The following is a 15,183-nucleotide window of genomic DNA, read 5'->3' on the forward strand; positions in this document are numbered from 1 at the left end:
AAGTGTGCACCTGGAGCATTTGATGAGTGAGGTTGGTTTTGTTCCCGACTGGCCTGTTCCGGCGCAGGTAAAGTCATTTGTCACCTATCGCACGGGCGGCCACAGTCGTGCTCCCTATCAAAGTAATAATCTTGCTTTACATGTTGGTGATGATCCTGAACAGGTTATAAAGAATCGAGAGGCTCTTGCTAAAACCCTACAATTAAAAACAGATCCACTTTGGCTAGAGCAGGTGCACGGTACTGAGTTGGTGACACTCGACATTAATACACAACACCTATATTTAAAAAATGCACCCGCCCTAAAAGCCGATGGTTGCATCGCGACTGGGGTGAGTATGCCTTGTGTGGTGATGACCGCCGATTGCTTGCCGTTGTTATTTGCGGACGAGTTTGGGCGCCAGGTCGCCGCAATTCATTGTGGGTGGAAAGGTTTGGCCGCTGGCTTGATTGGCAAAACATTAAAACATTTTGATTGTGATCCCGCGGAGCTTATCGTTTATTTAGGCCCGGCTATCAGTCAAAAATACTATGAAGTGAGCGCTGATGTTGAGTTGGCGTTGGCGAAAACGGCGCCAAGTTTCTCCGTAAGTCAGGCTGTTGCAGGCAAGCCAAATCATTATCTACTTGATCTTTATGCTGTTGCTAAAGCTCAGCTACAACTCGCTGGCGTAACAAGAGTTTTTGGTGGTGACCGCTGCGTATTTCAAGAAAGCGACTACTTTTATTCTTATCGAAGAGAAGGTGTCACCGGCCGAATGGCAAGTTTGGTTTGGATAGAGTAATAATTTAAAAATACTGAAAGAGCCTTTCTCCAATTTGTACATAAACTTGATTTGAATCAGTTGAATTTCCAACTTTCGTCCCAAAATCATCCGAAGCAATAGTAATAACTTTGAAGCTGAGGTGATCATGCGCTTTGACAAATTTACCAACCAATTACAGTCTGCATTATCCGATGCTCAATCATTGGCTGTTGGTCGTGACCACAGTCAAATTGAGCCGGTGCATCTTTTGCTTGCACTGCTCGATCAAGAAGGCAGTAGTGTGCGGCCATTATTGGCGCAAAGTGGATTTGATGTTAATGGTTTGCGCAACGCTTTGCATAAGGAGCTTGAAAATTTAGCTAGCGTAAAAAACCCTACCGGCGACATTCACATGTCTCAAGACATGGCACGTCTGTTTAATTTGGCGGACAAGCAGGCACAGAAAAGTGGCGATAAATTTATTTCTAGCGAAACAGTATTGTTGGCAGCATTAAACGACAAAGCCACCGCGATGGCCAAGCTGTTGACACAATTTGGCCATTCTCAACGACTTGTAGATGCAATTGAAAAATTGCGAGGCGGCGAAAAAGTGGAAAGCCCTGATGCGGAAGAAAACCGTCAAGCTTTAGATAAATATACGATCGATTTAACCGCTCGTGCGGAGGCGGGAAAACTCGATCCTGTTATTGGTCGCGACGATGAAATTCGACGTACGATTCAAGTGTTGCAACGGCGAACTAAAAATAATCCGGTATTAATCGGCGAGCCCGGTGTTGGTAAAACCGCGATTGTTGAAGGTTTGGCGCAACGCATTGTGAATGCGGAGGTTCCAGAGGGATTAAAAAATAAAAGACTACTCTCCTTGGATTTAGGCTCGTTACTGGCGGGTGCAAAATTCAGAGGAGAATTCGAAGAACGCCTGAAAGCAGTGTTAAATGAATTGGGTAAGCAAGAAGGCCGAATTATTTTGTTCGTCGATGAGCTTCATACCATGGTTGGCGCTGGCAAGGCGGAAGGGGCGATGGATGCAGGTAACATGTTAAAGCCCGCATTAGCACGCGGCGAATTACATTGTGTTGGTGCGACTACCCTAGATGAATACCGAAAATTTATTGAGAAAGATGCTGCGCTTGAGCGACGCTTTCAAAAGGTGTTGGTGGATGAGCCAAACGAAGAAGATACCATTGCGATCCTTCGCGGTTTGAAGGAGCGTTATGAGGTTCATCATGGTGTTGATATTACTGACTCAGCAATAATTTCTGCAGCAAAACTATCGCAACGCTATATTACTGATCGCCAATTACCGGATAAGGCAATTGACCTTATCGATGAGGCAGCGAGTCGTATTCGCATGGAAATTGATTCCAAACCTGAGGAAATGGATAGATTGGAGAGGCGTTTAATTCAATTAAAAATTGAGCGAGAAGCCGTTAAAAAAGAAGATTCTGAAACCGCTAAAAAACAATTAGATAAACTCAATTCTGAAATTGAAAAAGCAGAGCACGAATTTGCGAGCTTAGAAGAGATTTGGCGAGCAGAAAAATCAACTCTGCAAGGTTCCAACGATATTAAATCCAACTTGGAGAAAGCTCGTTTAGATATGGAATCCGCAAGACGCGCAGGTGATTTGGCAAGAATGTCTGAATTGCAATACGGTGTTATTCCTAATTTAGAAAAACAGCTCGAAACGGCGAGTGATGTTGATGTCAAAGAAATGAAACTGCTGCGCAATAAAGTTAGCGATGAGGAAATTGCTGAAGTGGTTTCGAAGTGGACGGGCATACCCGTGTCAAAAATGCTCGAAGGCGAGCGAGATAAATTATTGCGTATGGAGGAGGGTTTACACCGCCGAGTGATTGGTCAAGAGCAGGCAGTAAAAGCCGTCGCGAACGCAGTAAGAAGATCAAGGGCGGGTCTTTCAGACCCGCGCAGACCTAACGGATCATTTTTGTTTTTAGGTCCTACCGGTGTTGGTAAAACTGAATTATGTAAGGCACTCGCGGAATTTTTATTTGATAGCGATGACGCGATGGTGCGCATTGATATGTCCGAGTTTATGGAAAAACATTCGGTTTCTCGTTTGGTTGGTGCGCCTCCGGGCTACGTTGGTTATGAAGAAGGCGGCTATTTAACCGAGGCAGTAAGGCGTCGACCTTATTCCGTTTTGTTGCTCGACGAAGTTGAGAAAGCGCACCCGGATGTATTTAATATTTTGTTACAGGTGTTGGAAGATGGCCGCTTAACTGATGGCCAAGGACGTACTGTTGATTTTAGAAATACGGTTATTGTAATGACGTCAAACCTGGGATCAGACGTGATTCAAGAGCTCACTAAATCTGCTGGTTTTGACTCCGAAAGCGCGCGACAAGAGTCGGTAAAAAATGCAGTGATGGAAATCGTGGGTGGGCATTTCCGCCCCGAGTTTATTAATCGTATTGATGAGGTTGTGGTATTTGATCCTCTCGCGCAATCACAGATTCGCGGTATTGCCAATATTCAATTAGAAATATTACAAAAACGCTTAGCTGAACAGGATTTAAATTTAGAACTCAGTGAAGCAGTCATGGATAAATTAGTTGAAGCGGGTTTTGACCCTGTTTATGGTGCCAGGCCGTTAAAGAGGGCGATTCAGCAATTTATTGAAAACCCTTTGGCTCAGCAGGTTTTGGCAGGAAAGTTTGCGCCAGGCGAAACAATTCAAGGAAACCTGGTGGACGACAAAATAGAATTTCTGTAACCAATATGACGTAGTATTTTATCCACAAAAAAGGGCTCTTGGTGAGCCCTTTTAATGATGTTTATTTGGAAGCAATTTTGGGTTTAACAATCTTCTTCTATGGCTTGTTTGGCTTCCGCTGTTTTTTCCGCTTTTTCCTCTTTGCTCAAAATCCGCGCTTCACCGTTTTCTCCAACAACTCTAACGCGTTCGTAATCAGTTAAGGTTTTTAGTCTTTCAGTCGCAGCAGCGCAACGCTCAGGGTCTTTCGCTCTAACATAATCTTTCTTTGGCAGCGCAGGAGCAGGGTCGCTCGCAGTAGTTTTCGCTGGTATTTTTTGTCCTTCAGTCGACGTTGGTGTAGGAAGACCGGTGCTTACACTGATTTTTTCAGACTCTTTGTCGTGAGGTTTTTGAGCGGAATAGTGGGTGACGCCATCTTCATCCGTCCACTTGTAGTAACTCTTGGCAGCCATTGCGCCGGTTACGCCAACGACACTGGTAAGAGCAATTGCTAATGTGAGAACTTTTACCCTATTCATACCTAAAAACCTTATTTGTGATGGAATTGTATTGTTTCGACATTCTTGTCGCTTTGAGCGATTACACTGCAGCTAAGTGTAGCAGGCGTTGGCTTGGGGGCCTGAATTCTTGTATTTGAGAACTCGGCTTAGTGATTAAGTTCTCACTATAAACACAAAATAAGCCAGGGCCAGCCGAATTGACTATTTTCCCAGTCTAACAGTGTAAAACCTTGACAAACCACACAAAATTGCCAAAATGCCGGGTTCGCTGGATGGGTGGTAAACCGCCTGTATAAATTGAGATTTTGGTCGTGAAAAGGGAATCAGCATTGATTTACCTGCTCTGATCCTCCCAGCGCTCAGTCTCCAGTGAGTAAACCTCCATGAAGAGCTGAATTTGGTGGCTAATTTCCTATTCGGACCATTAGCTCCTGCTGACAAAATTAAGGCCAAGCTGTCCCCAAGTCAAAACCTTGGAGTCAATCCATCAGAGAATCGTCTATCAACGTTTCCCGATCAGGCTATAAAAGCAATGTGCTTAGCGTAGCGCTATACGCCTGACAATTCATGTAACTCCCTAGACTATGCTCACTTCATCGATTTTGAGTTATATGAGGGCGCGAAACGGCAGCGCTAAAGGGCGAATTTAGGCATTTTAAGAGCATCCAATTTGCTAGGAATAATGAGCTGAGTAATCGCTCGGTGCCAAAACAACTATTTTTAAAGTTTTAGAGAAGAGGATACAGCGTGGAGATGTTATCGGGTGGCGATATGATTGTTCGCTCCCTTAAAGATGAAGGTGTAGATATTGTCTTTGGCTACCCAGGTGGCCAAGCATTGCATATCTACGACGCTTTTTATCGTCAAAAAGACGTAAAGCATATATTAGTTCGTCACGAACAGGCCGCTACTCATGCTGCCGATGGATACTCTCGTGCAACCGGTAAAGTTGGTACAGTCTTAGTCACTTCTGGCCCTGGCGCGACCAATGCGATAACGGGCATCGCAACTGCCTATATGGATTCAATTCCAATGGTGGTGATTTCTGGGCAGGTTCCAACCAATAAAATTGGCGAAGACGCTTTTCAAGAAACCGACATGGTTGGCGTCTCGCGACCAATCGTAAAGCATAGCTTCTTGGTAACGGACGCCCGCAAAATTCCTGAGACGATAAAAAAAGCTTATTACATTGCTGCTACTGGGCGGCCAGGCCCTGTGGTCGTGGATATTCCCAAAGACATTACTGCACCTGAAAACTTATTTGAGTACGAATATCCAAAGAAAATAAAAATTCGTTCCTACACACCTGCAGGCAAAGGCCACAGCGGTCAGATAAAAAAAGCAGCGCAATTACTATTATCCGCGAAGCGTCCGGTGATTTATGCCGGCGGTGGCGTCGTGTTGGGGAACTCTAGCGACTTACTCATTAAGTTGGCTAAAGGTTTGAATTACCCAGTGACCAATACTTTGATGGGGCTAGGTAGTTTTCCGGCAACCGATGAACAATTTCTTGGCATGCTTGGCATGCACGGTACATTTGAAGCAAATACTGCGATGCATCACAGTGACGTTATTCTTGCGGTGGGCGCGCGATTTGATGATCGAGTTACCAATACCCCAAATAAATTTTGTCCGAATGCAAAAATAATTCACATCGATATTGATCCTGCCTCGATTTCTAAAACCGTGACCGCTGATGTTCCCATTGTCGGCTCTGTTTCTAGCGTATTAAAAGATATGTTGGAATTGATAGAGGGCGCGAACAAGGGCCCAGATGTTTCCGCTTTAACGGATTGGTGGAAGCAGATCAATGAATGGCGAGATAAGCACGGTATTTATACTAAAGATCGCTTCGATACCAAGAGTGAGTTCATTAAGCCGCAAGAAGTTATTCAAGCGTTGTATGAAGTAACGAAAGGTGAAGCTTACGTAACCTCCGATGTCGGTCAGCATCAAATGTTTGCCGCGCAATATTATAAATTTGATAAGCCACGACGTTGGATTAATTCCGGTGGTCTTGGGACGATGGGCTTTGGCTTGCCCGCAGCGATGGGCGCGCAATTTGCCGATCGTGATGCGGTGGTTGCATGTGTTACTGGCGAAGGTAGCATTCAGATGTGTATTCAGGAATTGTCGACCTGCACTCAATATCATCTGCCGGTAAAAATTATTTGTTTAAATAACCAAAGTTTGGGCATGGTTAAGCAGTGGCAAGACATGCAATACGACAGCCGTTACTCAGAAAGTTTGTATGAAGATTCCCTGCCTGATTTTGTGAAACTCACTGAAGCCTATGGCCATGTTGGTATTCGCGTTACTAAACGTGAAGAATTAAAAGCTAAATTAAAGGAATGTTTTAGCTTAAAAGACCGAGTCGTATTCATGGATATAATGGTCGACCCAGAAGAACACGTTTATCCTATGCTGATCGCGCCGAATGGATCCATGCGCGATATGTGGTTGGGCAAGGAGGAGCGGACTTAAATGAAAAGAATCATTTCAGTTTTAATGGAAAATGAGCCCGGTGCTTTGTCTCGTGTCGTTGGTTTGTTTTCGCAGCGCGGTTACAACATTGAATCGCTCACCGTTGCGCCAACAGAAGATCCTTCATTGTCTCGTTTAACTTTAACAACTATCGGTGATGATCATATTATCGAACAAATTACCAAACATCTTAATCGCCTTATCGACGTTGTTAAATTAGTCGATTTAACGGAAGGTGCTCATATTGAACGAGAGTTGATGTTGATTAAAGTGAAAGCCTCCGGCGCATTGCGCGAAGAGATCAAGCGTTGTGTTGATATTTTTCGTGGACAAATTGTTGACGTGACCGCGAATGTTTATGTTATACAAATCACCGGTGCGAGTGACAAGCTCGACGCCTTTCAGCAAGCCGTAGGTGAAGCCGCAATATTAGAAGTTGTGCGAACTGGAATTTCCGGTATAGCCCGTGGCGAGAAAGTGCTTAGCCTTTAAAATGATTTTATGTTTTTTAGTTTTTAACTTTTATTTTTTAATTAAACCCAGTAAGTAGGACTGACCCATGCAAATTTATTACGACAAAGACTGCGACCTTGCCATCATCCAAGGAAAAAAAGTCGCCATTATTGGCTACGGCTCACAAGGCCATGCTCATGCACAGAACTTAAAAGACTCAGGCGTTAAAAACGTCGTGGTGGGCTTGCGTAAGGGTTCGGCAAACTGGGCGAAAGTTGAGAAAGCTGGTTTGAACGTCGACACTATTGAAGGTGCTTCTAAAGACGCCGATGTAGTTATGATTCTAGCGCCGGATGAACATCAAGCAAAAATCTATAACGAGCAAGTTGCACCAAATTTAAAATCGGGTGCTGCGCTAGCATTTGCGCATGGCTTCAACGTTCACTTTCAATTGATTGAACCACCAAAAGATATTGATGTAATTATGATTGCACCAAAAGGTCCTGGTCATACAGTTCGCTCTACCTATTTAGAGGGCGGTGGTGTACCTAGTTTGATCGCGGTTTATCAAGACGCATCGGGCATGGCGAAACAAACTGCCCTGTCTTATGCTTCTGCGAATGGCGGTGGACGTTCTGGAATTATTGAAACCAACTTCCGTGAAGAAACCGAAACAGACTTGTTCGGTGAGCAAGCGGTATTGTGTGGTGGTGCTTCTGCGTTGGTACAAGCGGGTTTTGAAACCTTGGTCGAAGCAGGTTATGCGCCCGAAATGGCATACTTTGAGTGTTTGCACGAATTGAAATTAATTGTCGACTTGATGTATCAAGGCGGTATTGCTGATATGCGTTACTCAATCTCAAATACTGCTGAGTACGGTGATTATGTTTCGGGTCCGCGTATTATTACAGAAGAAACTAAGAAAGAAATGAAGCGTGTTTTGACTGATATTCAGCAAGGTAAATTCGCTAAAGATTTTATCTTGGATAACCAGGCCGGTGCGCCAACTCTGAAAGCTAAGCGCCGTATTTCTGGAGAGCACCAGATTGAAGAAGTGGGTGCTAAGCTTCGCTCGATGATGCCTTGGATTAAAGCCAATAAGATCATTGATAAAACAGAAAACAATTAATTATTACTTTCTTGTAAAAAAGGCGGCTTTCAAAGCCGCCTTTTTTGTGCGAGCTATTTATTGTTAATATTAAGTGCGGGAGTTAGTGAGCTGTTTTTATTGATCATTTTTTTGTTGCCAGGGAAAGTTTCAAAAACATGATTGTGTGATGTGAATGAAAAATCATCCTCCCTATTGTTATAGTTTTTAATCCAATCAAGAAGCATAGGTAAATTCTTATCTTGAGTTAGCTTTGATTCATATTTATGTTTTTCCCAGGGCCTGTTTTTTGCATTTTCTATGCAGTCTTCAATGCTCAGATTCATAAAAATTACTTCGCTTGCATGTTTGGTCGCCAAACAAATGATGTCGCTATAGCAACCTTCGATAACCCAATCAGAATTTTTATCAAAGAAAATAGTGAGTTTTTTAGAGACCTCTTTAATATCACTTCTTTCCGGCGGCATAGTTTGGCGCCAGGCCAATATATCAAGGTCAAGGTGTTCACATTTGTGTTCAGACGCTAATTTTTTGGCTAGAGTTGATTTCCCAGATCCCGAATTCCCGAATATCAGTATTTTTGGCATAGGCTAACTCCTTGGAATTTTTCGACCCAGTAAGGTCGCTATATCTTCATCATCACAGATAGAAATAATGGCCTGGCTATGTGTTAACTTATTAAATTGAGTTCGGACATTAATAGTTTGATATGTTTTTTGGTTTTGTCTTGCAAGGGAAGAATTGGGCAGCGCACGTCTTCAGTACATAAACCTAACAGTGATGCTGCGTATTTTACTCCTGCAGGACTAGGCTCTAAAAACAAAGCTTGATGTAGTGGTACCAATTTTTCATGGAACTCTAATGCGAGCTTATAGTTTCCCTTTGCACAGGCGTTTTGGAATACGGCGCAATGTCTGGGAGCAATATTTGCGGTGACAGAAATACAACCCGTACCACCCATAGCGTTATAGGCGAGTGCAGTAATATCTTCACCAGAAAAAAAGCTAAATTGTTTTATTATTTTTTGTCGTTCTAAACTAATTTTTGATAAATCTGCGGACGCGTCTTTCACACCCAGTATTCGTGGGAGTTTCGAAAGTTCAGCCATGGTGTCCGGATTGATATCGACAATTGTCCTTGGTGAAACGTTGTAAATAATAATGGGGATACTGCTAGAGTTATGAATCATTTTAAAATGCTCATATAATCCTTGTTGTGAGGGGCGGTTGTAATAACCAGCGACACAAAGCACGGCATCAGCGCCAACACCTTCGGCAAAATTCACGTATTCTAGGGCTTCTACAGGATTGTTTGATCCTGCCCCGGCAATAACTGGGACGCGTCCCTTAGATTCTTCTACAACAATTTCGACAGTACGTTTATGTTCACTAGAGTTTAGGGTAGGTGATTCTCCGGTTGTGCCTGCAGGCACCAGCCCTTGAGTGCCATTTTCTATCTGCCAATTGACCATCTTGCGAAGTGCTTGCTCATCGAGATCGCCATTTTTAAATGGGGTGAGCAGTGCCGTATAAGATCCAGAGTACATGGTTTTTCCTGCTGTTTAGTGAATGATTAAAAAGTTGGGATAAAAAAAGCCCGGTAGCAACTAGCGACCGGGCTTTTGTGTATATGAAATTAGTTTATATTTTATCTACACATAGCAACCGGAGCCAAATTTGACTTGCAAGGTTTGTTCTTGAATTTAGCTGCTATGCAAAACATTGTATTGTTACTCAGCGAGTGGGTTTGAAAATAAAAGCTGTTCCGAAAGTGACGTCGACTATAAACAGCTCAATGTAATTGTTCAAGTATTAGTTTGGTCTTCGAATTTAAGATAGAAAATTTTACTAGGTAAGTTTCCGTCGGCCTTACCCCATAAATCAACTTCCCTGCCAGATAAATTCAATTCGTATTCCTCCTGGTTCGTTACACATCATGTGTTTGCGAGGCCCCTGCCCAACTAACTCTGGCGCGAACTCGATGTTGACATCGTCTTGGGTCTTTAGTTTTTCATAGATATCGATAAGTTGTTGTTCCGATTGAACGTCCAAGGCGAGATGATGAAGACCAATGTTCTTTCGACGATCGAATTCTTCGATATCCAGATTCTTGTCGACCTGCCACAAGGTTAATCTTACGTGACCATCGGATACCGCTGTTCTTGGATAGCTATCATCTCGACCTGATTCGCTCCAGCCCAGCAGTTCGATAAAGAAGTCTCTAGTTTGATTGAGGTTAGAAACGGCTAGGCCGAGATGATTGATACCTTTTGTTGTAGCCATGGGCTGATTCTCCTTGCGGTCGAGCGTTATTTAATGAAGTCGGTGGGTTTCTGGATTTCGTCAATTGCCTCGGTAATGCTGTCGATGCGATCCATTAACACAGTGTTGGCATCTTGTAGACCTCGATTATAAAAATAGGCGCCGATCTCTTCGGCAAAAAAATCGAGAAGAAACTCTGCATCAAATTGTCCGATCTCTTGTTCTAGCTCTTCTCGGAAATACATTTGTACTTTTCTGGCGATAGTTTCTTTTTCTTGTTTGCTAAATTCGATAAACGACATGCTATCTCCTGGACTAATACCCTATCTACTAGGGAAAAATTAAATTAGTGGGGATATCAACGGAATACTAAGCGAGGTTTATGGGCTCCTGATTATCAACCATCGCTTTCGCTTGATGTTCTTTGATATGCAAAAAGATATCCATAGTGATTTTAAGAAAAACCAACACGAAAACAAGCGCAAGGGGCGAGCCAAAGAAAGCGATAAGAAAACCACCAGCGATAATAGCGATGTGCATAATGACGATACGCTTATAGGGTTGTTGCATGAGCGTTGGAATAGTCAAGGACTGGAACTCCTTTCCGATAATATAGTTTTGGACGAAAGAGATTCCGTGGCTAATGACGAGTCCCACAAAAGCTAACTCCATTCCAGGTGGGTGGCTCTCCCATAGTGCGGTAATGACAGAAAACAATAATTGAAAAAACACTAAAAAAAGTGGCCACGAGTCTTCAGGTAACAGTGAGACATCTTCTCCGCCGACATTTAAAAATACTAGCAAGAATAGGCCGTGGACCGCGCAGAATCCGCCGAAGTGCAAGCTGAAAAATAACATGGAAAAGATTTTTCCGAGGCTAAACCGAGGAGATTTTACTTGTAGGCAGGCGATTTTTAATAGATTGTAAAAACCAATAATCAGATTTTCTACCCAATAGAGTAGAACTAATATCGTCGCGTCCCAGGATAAATAGATCACTCCAAGTAGCGGCAGAAGATTCGCGATAGTTAAGGCGATGATTGAAAGGGTTGGTTTAAATACTGGCATGTATCTATTTCGCAACGTTTTCGGGTTTTCCTATCGATCTTACAACTAAAAATAATCCTACACATAAGAATGGAATGCTAAGTAATTGCCCAGTGTTTAAAGGTATCCCAGCTGACCAAGTAGCTTGCGCTTCTTTTACCAATTCAATTGCGAAGCGAGTGCTAAAAACTAAACACAAGAAAGCGCCTAATAAAACCCCGGTTCTTTCTTTGATTTTTTGAGTCTTGTAGAGGATCAACATCACAAAAAATATCAGCAAATAACTGATCGATTCGTAAAGTTGAGTGGGGTGTCTCGGCAAATTATCGATGCGAGAAAAAGTAATTGCCCAGCTCACGTCACTGGGCTTTCCTAAAATTTCTGAATTCATAAAATTTCCCATGCGCACAAAAAATCCAAATAATGCGGTCGGTAAAGTGAGTCGATCCAGCACCCAAAGGAATTCCTCCTTATGTTTTTTCTGGTAAAGCATCACCGCCAAAATGGCGCCAAGCCCACCACCATGACTGGCGAGACCGCCTTCTCGAATGGCTAAAATTTTTAAAGGATTTGATAAATAATAGACGGGGTCATAAAACAAGCAGTGTCCGAGTCTAGCGCCGACAATAACGCCTACAACGACGTAAATAAAAAGTGAGTCGAGAGATTCCGTTGATCGGCCATCATTTTTATAAATCCATTTCATTAGTTGAAAGCCACTCAAAATAGCGGTAGCAAAGAAAACGCCGTACCAATGAATTTGTAGGGGCCCCAAGTTGAGTAGTACAGGATCGATATCCCAGATCATAGTGTTTTACTCAATTTAAAATTTTGGATAAGTGACATTGCTTACTGTTCTCTCGTTTGATTGGATTTCGAATGCTTTGTGATTAGTTGGTCAAGTTTATTTGCGAAAGCCTGCCGTTCGGCTTGCCCCAGAGGTGAGGGTCCACCGGTGTGTACACCACTCGAACGCATGGTGTCGAGAAAATCCCTCATATTGAGTCGGCCTTTAATATTTTCGCTTGTGTAGAGTTCTCCGCGTGGACTTAAGGCAAGCGCACCTTTTTCTATCACTTCAGCGGCAAGAGGGATATCGCTAGTGATGACTAGATCTTGCCGTGCAACACGTTTTACGATTTCATTGTCGGCGACATCGAATCCAGAAGACACTTGAAGGCTTTTAACGCTGGGGAGAGGAGGAACGCGGATTGCTTGGTTTGCGACGAAGGTAATATGTATTCCCGTGCGCTCGGAGGCGCGAAACAAAATTTCTTTTATGACGACAGGGCAAGCATCGGCATCAACCCAAATTTCCATCATTTATTCTCTGTACAATGATTCCGCTTTTTTCAGAACACAGCGTCACTGCCCGTGATCTGCAAGGCATGAACCTTAATCTAGGGAAGATGTTATTGCAACGGAGAGATTTAATTTTGTAGTTGGATGAGCTTGATTAAGATTCGTAGAAAACGACCTGTGAAGCCAGAGACTTTACGCCCATGTAATTCCTGGTGGCAATATATAGTCGCTAAATTCTAAGTGTAAAATTCTTCGCTGCGCAGGTCGATTACTTTTTAGGGAGGAATGCAACAGATGAGGGCGCATGACTAAAGCGCTTCCTTCATCGCCGGTACATTCAAGAAAAATATTGGATTTAGTATAAGATGCAATCGTTTCTTGAGTCATGATTCCATTCTGGTCACTGTGCGGAAAAATTCTCAGACAGCCATTTTCATTACTCACGGTATCGAGATGTATCCGAAACGTGAACATTTTTTCTAAGACATATATGGGCACTTGTACATGCAAGGTGTTGTCTTTTGTCGTCCAAGGGCCCCATCCGAGTTTGTTGAATTGTTGGGATACGCAAACGGTTTTGTCTTGGTGCCACGATACCAGCCAATTATTTTCGTGAGTTTTGTTAAACACGATTGCTCGAACAAGTTGTGGTGTTCTTGAAAAATAAGGTGCAATTTTTTTCTGTAGTATCGGGGAGTGAATGTATTGATCGATCGCCGGAATCTTTTTGTTAGCATTTCTAATGCCGCCAGCACCTGATGGGATAGGGTATTTCTCAATTTCGTTTTTTATCTTCTCGTTAGATTCCTTCGATATGAAGCTTTCAATAATTTCAAATCCTTGATCTATCATTGATTTTCTCGAGTGCGAATTGACCGGTTTATTGTCGGGTTAACGATTAAACCGGCTATTTAAAAAAACATCGTTCAAAAATTCACTTTTGCGCTTACAGGTTTTCCTTGTAGCGTTCGATCATAGTTTCTTGTGTTTCTATTTCGCTTTGATCGCCAGTTTGATCATTTATCATTTGTCCCATGGTGGGGAATGATTTTCTGTCAATTTTACTTTCTTCTGCCCAAAGTTTTGAGCGCATAAATGCCTTGGCACAATGCAAGTAAACTTCGTTTACTTTGATTTCGATGATGCACTTAGGTGGGTTCTTTTCGTTCGGGTACATTCTTAAATAGTTTTCATCGGTCGAAATAGAGGCGCTACCATTGATACGTAAGGTTTCATCAACACCTGGGATTATAAATAGACAGCCCGCTTTATTCGTTTCAATAATGTTTACGATGCTATCAAGGCGATTATTACCTTTCGAGTCTGGAATGATAATTGTGTTGTTGTCGATAACTTTAACGAAGCCTGGGGTTCCTCCGCGGGGAGAGCAATCCATTTTACCTTCTGCGTCGATGGTCGCGAGTGTCAGGAAAGGGGAGGTGTTGATGAAGTGAATAGAGTGCTTTTCAAGAGTGGGAAGTACTTTTACCTCACTGCGCCCTTTGGGGAAATCGTAAAGTACACGTAACTTTTCTTTGTTATCGATTTTCATATCTTGTTTGCCTTTAAACCCACTTTAAAAAACAATATATAAAAACTAACGCTTGAAAACCTATCTCTAAAAACCAATCTCCAAAAAATAAGGAAAAAGCGCCGTAAACGACGCTTTGATTTTTCTAGTTTTTAATGATCGTGACCGTGTGCATGAACATGACCGTGCTGAAGTTCTTGCTCAGTCGCTTCTCTTACCGACACTATTTGAACGTCGAAATTTAATGTCATGCCCGCGAGTGGGTGGTTCGCATCAATCGTTACCATATCGCCTTCGACACTTTTAACCACGACGCGTTGCATCGAACCGTCAGGCCCTTGTGCTTCGAAAGACATGCCGGCTTCTACAGTTTCAACGCCTTGGAAGGCAGATTTGTCGATCGATTGAATGAGATCCGGAACAATTTCTCCGTAACCTTCGGCAGGCAGGACTTCAACTTCAACCTTAGCGCCTTCTACTTTTCCAACCAATGCTTTTTCTAGGCCGGGAATAATATTGCCCGCACCGTGCAAATAAGTTAATGGCTCCGCACCTTCAGAGCTGTCGATTACTTGGCCTTCGCCATCGGTTAGTTTGTAATGCATGGCAACTACGGAGTTATCTCCTACGAGTAAAGTCATTTTGATTTCCTAAATTTATATCTTTAATTAAAATTTCCTCGCGCTTGTTGCTTGGCTATCAACGCGAAGAAAGATGATGGGTTTAATGCTCAGCGGTTCTTCAATATTGAGTATTAGTTTTAAATGGGGGCGCGTGATCAAGCGTGGCTTAATGAGCAATATGGGTGAAACTTTTGAGGGCGCTAAAGTAACTGAGCCAAAACCAATTTGCTGCGAACGCTGAGTAAGTCATACGCTGTAAAACAAAAAAGGGTAGGACCCGGAGACCCTACCCTTTTTCTTGCTATCGTCCTCAAAGAGGAAGAAACGAAGGCGTGAAGTAGTTTTTTACACCTTCTGTAGCAGTTTGA

At 42.9% G+C, this 15,183-nt stretch carries 16 protein-coding genes; 5 read left to right on the forward strand and 11 right to left on the reverse strand.

Annotated features, from left to right (window positions below):
* The first annotated feature begins 22 nt into the window (after positions 1 to 22).
* Together pgeF and clpB are read left to right on the forward strand one after the other, a co-directional pair.
* Positions 23 to 784, forward strand: a complete 762-nt coding sequence (gene pgeF / locus ACYUCY_RS02850; protein ID WP_460224931.1) for a peptidoglycan editing factor PgeF — start codon at positions 23 to 25, stop codon at positions 782 to 784.
* Positions 785 to 911: 127 nt separating this feature from the next.
* Positions 912 to 3,503, forward strand: coding sequence for an ATP-dependent chaperone ClpB (clpB, locus tag ACYUCY_RS02855; RefSeq protein ID WP_460224932.1), 2,592 nt, complete (start codon positions 912 to 914; stop codon positions 3,501 to 3,503).
* Between the two features lie 83 nt (positions 3,504 to 3,586).
* Here clpB and ACYUCY_RS02860 read toward each other — a convergent pair whose 3' ends face one another.
* Positions 3,587 to 4,024 (reverse strand): DUF4124 domain-containing protein, encoded by a 438-nt coding sequence (locus ACYUCY_RS02860; RefSeq protein ID WP_460224933.1) that lies wholly within the window; start codon positions 4,022 to 4,024, stop codon positions 3,587 to 3,589.
* 729 nt (positions 4,025 to 4,753) lie between these two features.
* On the opposite strand from ACYUCY_RS02860, the gene ACYUCY_RS02865 reads away from it, so the two are divergent.
* The 3 genes from ACYUCY_RS02865 to ilvC all read left to right on the forward strand — a co-directional run bounded on the left by ACYUCY_RS02865 (position 4,754) and on the right by ilvC (position 8,072).
* A complete protein-coding gene (locus tag ACYUCY_RS02865; protein WP_460224934.1) occupies positions 4,754 to 6,490 on the forward strand; it encodes an acetolactate synthase 3 large subunit in 1,737 nt (578 codons plus the stop codon).
* On the forward strand, positions 6,491 to 6,982 hold the full coding sequence (gene ilvN, locus ACYUCY_RS02870) for an acetolactate synthase small subunit (RefSeq protein ID WP_460224935.1): 492 nt from the start codon (positions 6,491 to 6,493) through the stop codon (positions 6,980 to 6,982). It abuts the gene before it with no gap.
* A gap of 67 nt (positions 6,983 to 7,049) precedes the next feature.
* A complete protein-coding gene (gene ilvC / locus ACYUCY_RS02875) occupies positions 7,050 to 8,072 on the forward strand; it encodes a ketol-acid reductoisomerase (protein ID WP_460224936.1) in 1,023 nt (340 codons plus the stop codon).
* A gap of 53 nt (positions 8,073 to 8,125) precedes the next feature.
* On the opposite strand, the gene ACYUCY_RS02880 is transcribed toward ilvC, so the two are convergent.
* The 10 genes from ACYUCY_RS02880 to ACYUCY_RS02925 form a co-directional block, all read right to left on the reverse strand.
* Positions 8,126 to 8,638 (reverse strand): AAA family ATPase, encoded by a 513-nt coding sequence (locus ACYUCY_RS02880; RefSeq protein WP_460224937.1) that lies wholly within the window; start codon positions 8,636 to 8,638, stop codon positions 8,126 to 8,128.
* A gap of 83 nt (positions 8,639 to 8,721) precedes the next feature.
* Positions 8,722 to 9,597, reverse strand: coding sequence for a 4-hydroxy-tetrahydrodipicolinate synthase (gene dapA, locus ACYUCY_RS02885; protein ID WP_460224938.1), 876 nt, complete (start codon positions 9,595 to 9,597; stop codon positions 8,722 to 8,724).
* Positions 9,598 to 9,931: 334 nt separating this feature from the next.
* On the reverse strand, positions 9,932 to 10,333 hold the full coding sequence (locus ACYUCY_RS02890; protein WP_460224939.1) for a VOC family protein: 402 nt from the start codon (positions 10,331 to 10,333) through the stop codon (positions 9,932 to 9,934).
* 26 nt (positions 10,334 to 10,359) lie between these two features.
* Positions 10,360 to 10,614, reverse strand: a complete 255-nt coding sequence (locus tag ACYUCY_RS02895; protein WP_460224940.1) for a DUF2164 domain-containing protein — start codon at positions 10,612 to 10,614, stop codon at positions 10,360 to 10,362.
* A gap of 67 nt (positions 10,615 to 10,681) precedes the next feature.
* Positions 10,682 to 11,380, reverse strand: a complete 699-nt coding sequence (locus ACYUCY_RS02900; protein ID WP_460224941.1) for a DUF6498-containing protein — start codon at positions 11,378 to 11,380, stop codon at positions 10,682 to 10,684.
* A gap of 4 nt (positions 11,381 to 11,384) precedes the next feature.
* The gene (gene lgt, locus ACYUCY_RS02905; protein WP_460224942.1) at positions 11,385 to 12,167 is read right to left on the reverse strand and encodes a prolipoprotein diacylglyceryl transferase; all 783 of its coding nucleotides are present in this window, start codon (positions 12,165 to 12,167) and stop codon (positions 11,385 to 11,387) included.
* Positions 12,168 to 12,208: 41 nt separating this feature from the next.
* A complete protein-coding gene (locus tag ACYUCY_RS02910) occupies positions 12,209 to 12,679 on the reverse strand; it encodes a YaiI/YqxD family protein (RefSeq protein ID WP_460225109.1) in 471 nt (156 codons plus the stop codon).
* A gap of 174 nt (positions 12,680 to 12,853) precedes the next feature.
* Positions 12,854 to 13,513: a phytanoyl-CoA dioxygenase family protein gene (locus ACYUCY_RS02915; RefSeq protein WP_460224943.1), complete on the reverse strand. Its 660-nt coding sequence runs from the start codon at positions 13,511 to 13,513 to the stop codon at positions 12,854 to 12,856.
* Between the two features lie 94 nt (positions 13,514 to 13,607).
* On the reverse strand, positions 13,608 to 14,213 hold the full coding sequence (locus ACYUCY_RS02920; protein WP_460224944.1) for a pyridoxamine 5'-phosphate oxidase family protein: 606 nt from the start codon (positions 14,211 to 14,213) through the stop codon (positions 13,608 to 13,610).
* Positions 14,214 to 14,344: 131 nt separating this feature from the next.
* The gene (locus tag ACYUCY_RS02925; RefSeq protein WP_460224945.1) at positions 14,345 to 14,833 is read right to left on the reverse strand and encodes an FKBP-type peptidyl-prolyl cis-trans isomerase; all 489 of its coding nucleotides are present in this window, start codon (positions 14,831 to 14,833) and stop codon (positions 14,345 to 14,347) included.
* Between the last annotated feature and the right edge of the window lie 350 nt (positions 14,834 to 15,183).

This window comes from Aurantivibrio infirmus, from assembly GCF_054767315.1.

Excerpts from the sequence above, each read along its gene's own strand:
- ACYUCY_RS02925 (WP_460224945.1), bottom strand. The coding sequence starts at position 14,833 with ATGACTTTACTCGTAGGAGATAACTCCGTAGTTGCCATGCATTACAAA.
- ACYUCY_RS02890 (WP_460224939.1), bottom strand. The coding sequence starts at position 10,333 with ATGGCTACAACAAAAGGTATCAATCATCTCGGCCTAGCCGTTTCTAAC.
- ACYUCY_RS02915 (WP_460224943.1), bottom strand. The coding sequence starts at position 13,513 with ATGATAGATCAAGGATTTGAAATTATTGAAAGCTTCATATCGAAGGAA.
- pgeF (WP_460224931.1), top strand. The coding sequence starts at position 23 with ATGAGTGAGGTTGGTTTTGTTCCCGACTGGCCTGTTCCGGCGCAGGTA.
- ACYUCY_RS02920 (WP_460224944.1), bottom strand. The coding sequence starts at position 14,213 with ATGAAAATCGATAACAAAGAAAAGTTACGTGTACTTTACGATTTCCCC.
- clpB (WP_460224932.1), top strand. The coding sequence starts at position 912 with ATGCGCTTTGACAAATTTACCAACCAATTACAGTCTGCATTATCCGAT.
- ACYUCY_RS02910 (WP_460225109.1), bottom strand. The coding sequence starts at position 12,679 with ATGGAAATTTGGGTTGATGCCGATGCTTGCCCTGTCGTCATAAAAGAA.
- ACYUCY_RS02895 (WP_460224940.1), bottom strand. The coding sequence starts at position 10,614 with ATGTCGTTTATCGAATTTAGCAAACAAGAAAAAGAAACTATCGCCAGA.
- ACYUCY_RS02900 (WP_460224941.1), bottom strand. The coding sequence starts at position 11,380 with ATGCCAGTATTTAAACCAACCCTTTCAATCATCGCCTTAACTATCGCG.
- ilvN (WP_460224935.1), top strand. The coding sequence starts at position 6,491 with ATGAAAAGAATCATTTCAGTTTTAATGGAAAATGAGCCCGGTGCTTTG.
- dapA (WP_460224938.1), bottom strand. The coding sequence starts at position 9,597 with ATGTACTCTGGATCTTATACGGCACTGCTCACCCCATTTAAAAATGGC.
- lgt (WP_460224942.1), bottom strand. The coding sequence starts at position 12,167 with ATGATCTGGGATATCGATCCTGTACTACTCAACTTGGGGCCCCTACAA.
- ilvC (WP_460224936.1), top strand. The coding sequence starts at position 7,050 with ATGCAAATTTATTACGACAAAGACTGCGACCTTGCCATCATCCAAGGA.
- ACYUCY_RS02860 (WP_460224933.1), bottom strand. The coding sequence starts at position 4,024 with ATGAATAGGGTAAAAGTTCTCACATTAGCAATTGCTCTTACCAGTGTC.
- ACYUCY_RS02880 (WP_460224937.1), bottom strand. The coding sequence starts at position 8,638 with ATGCCAAAAATACTGATATTCGGGAATTCGGGATCTGGGAAATCAACT.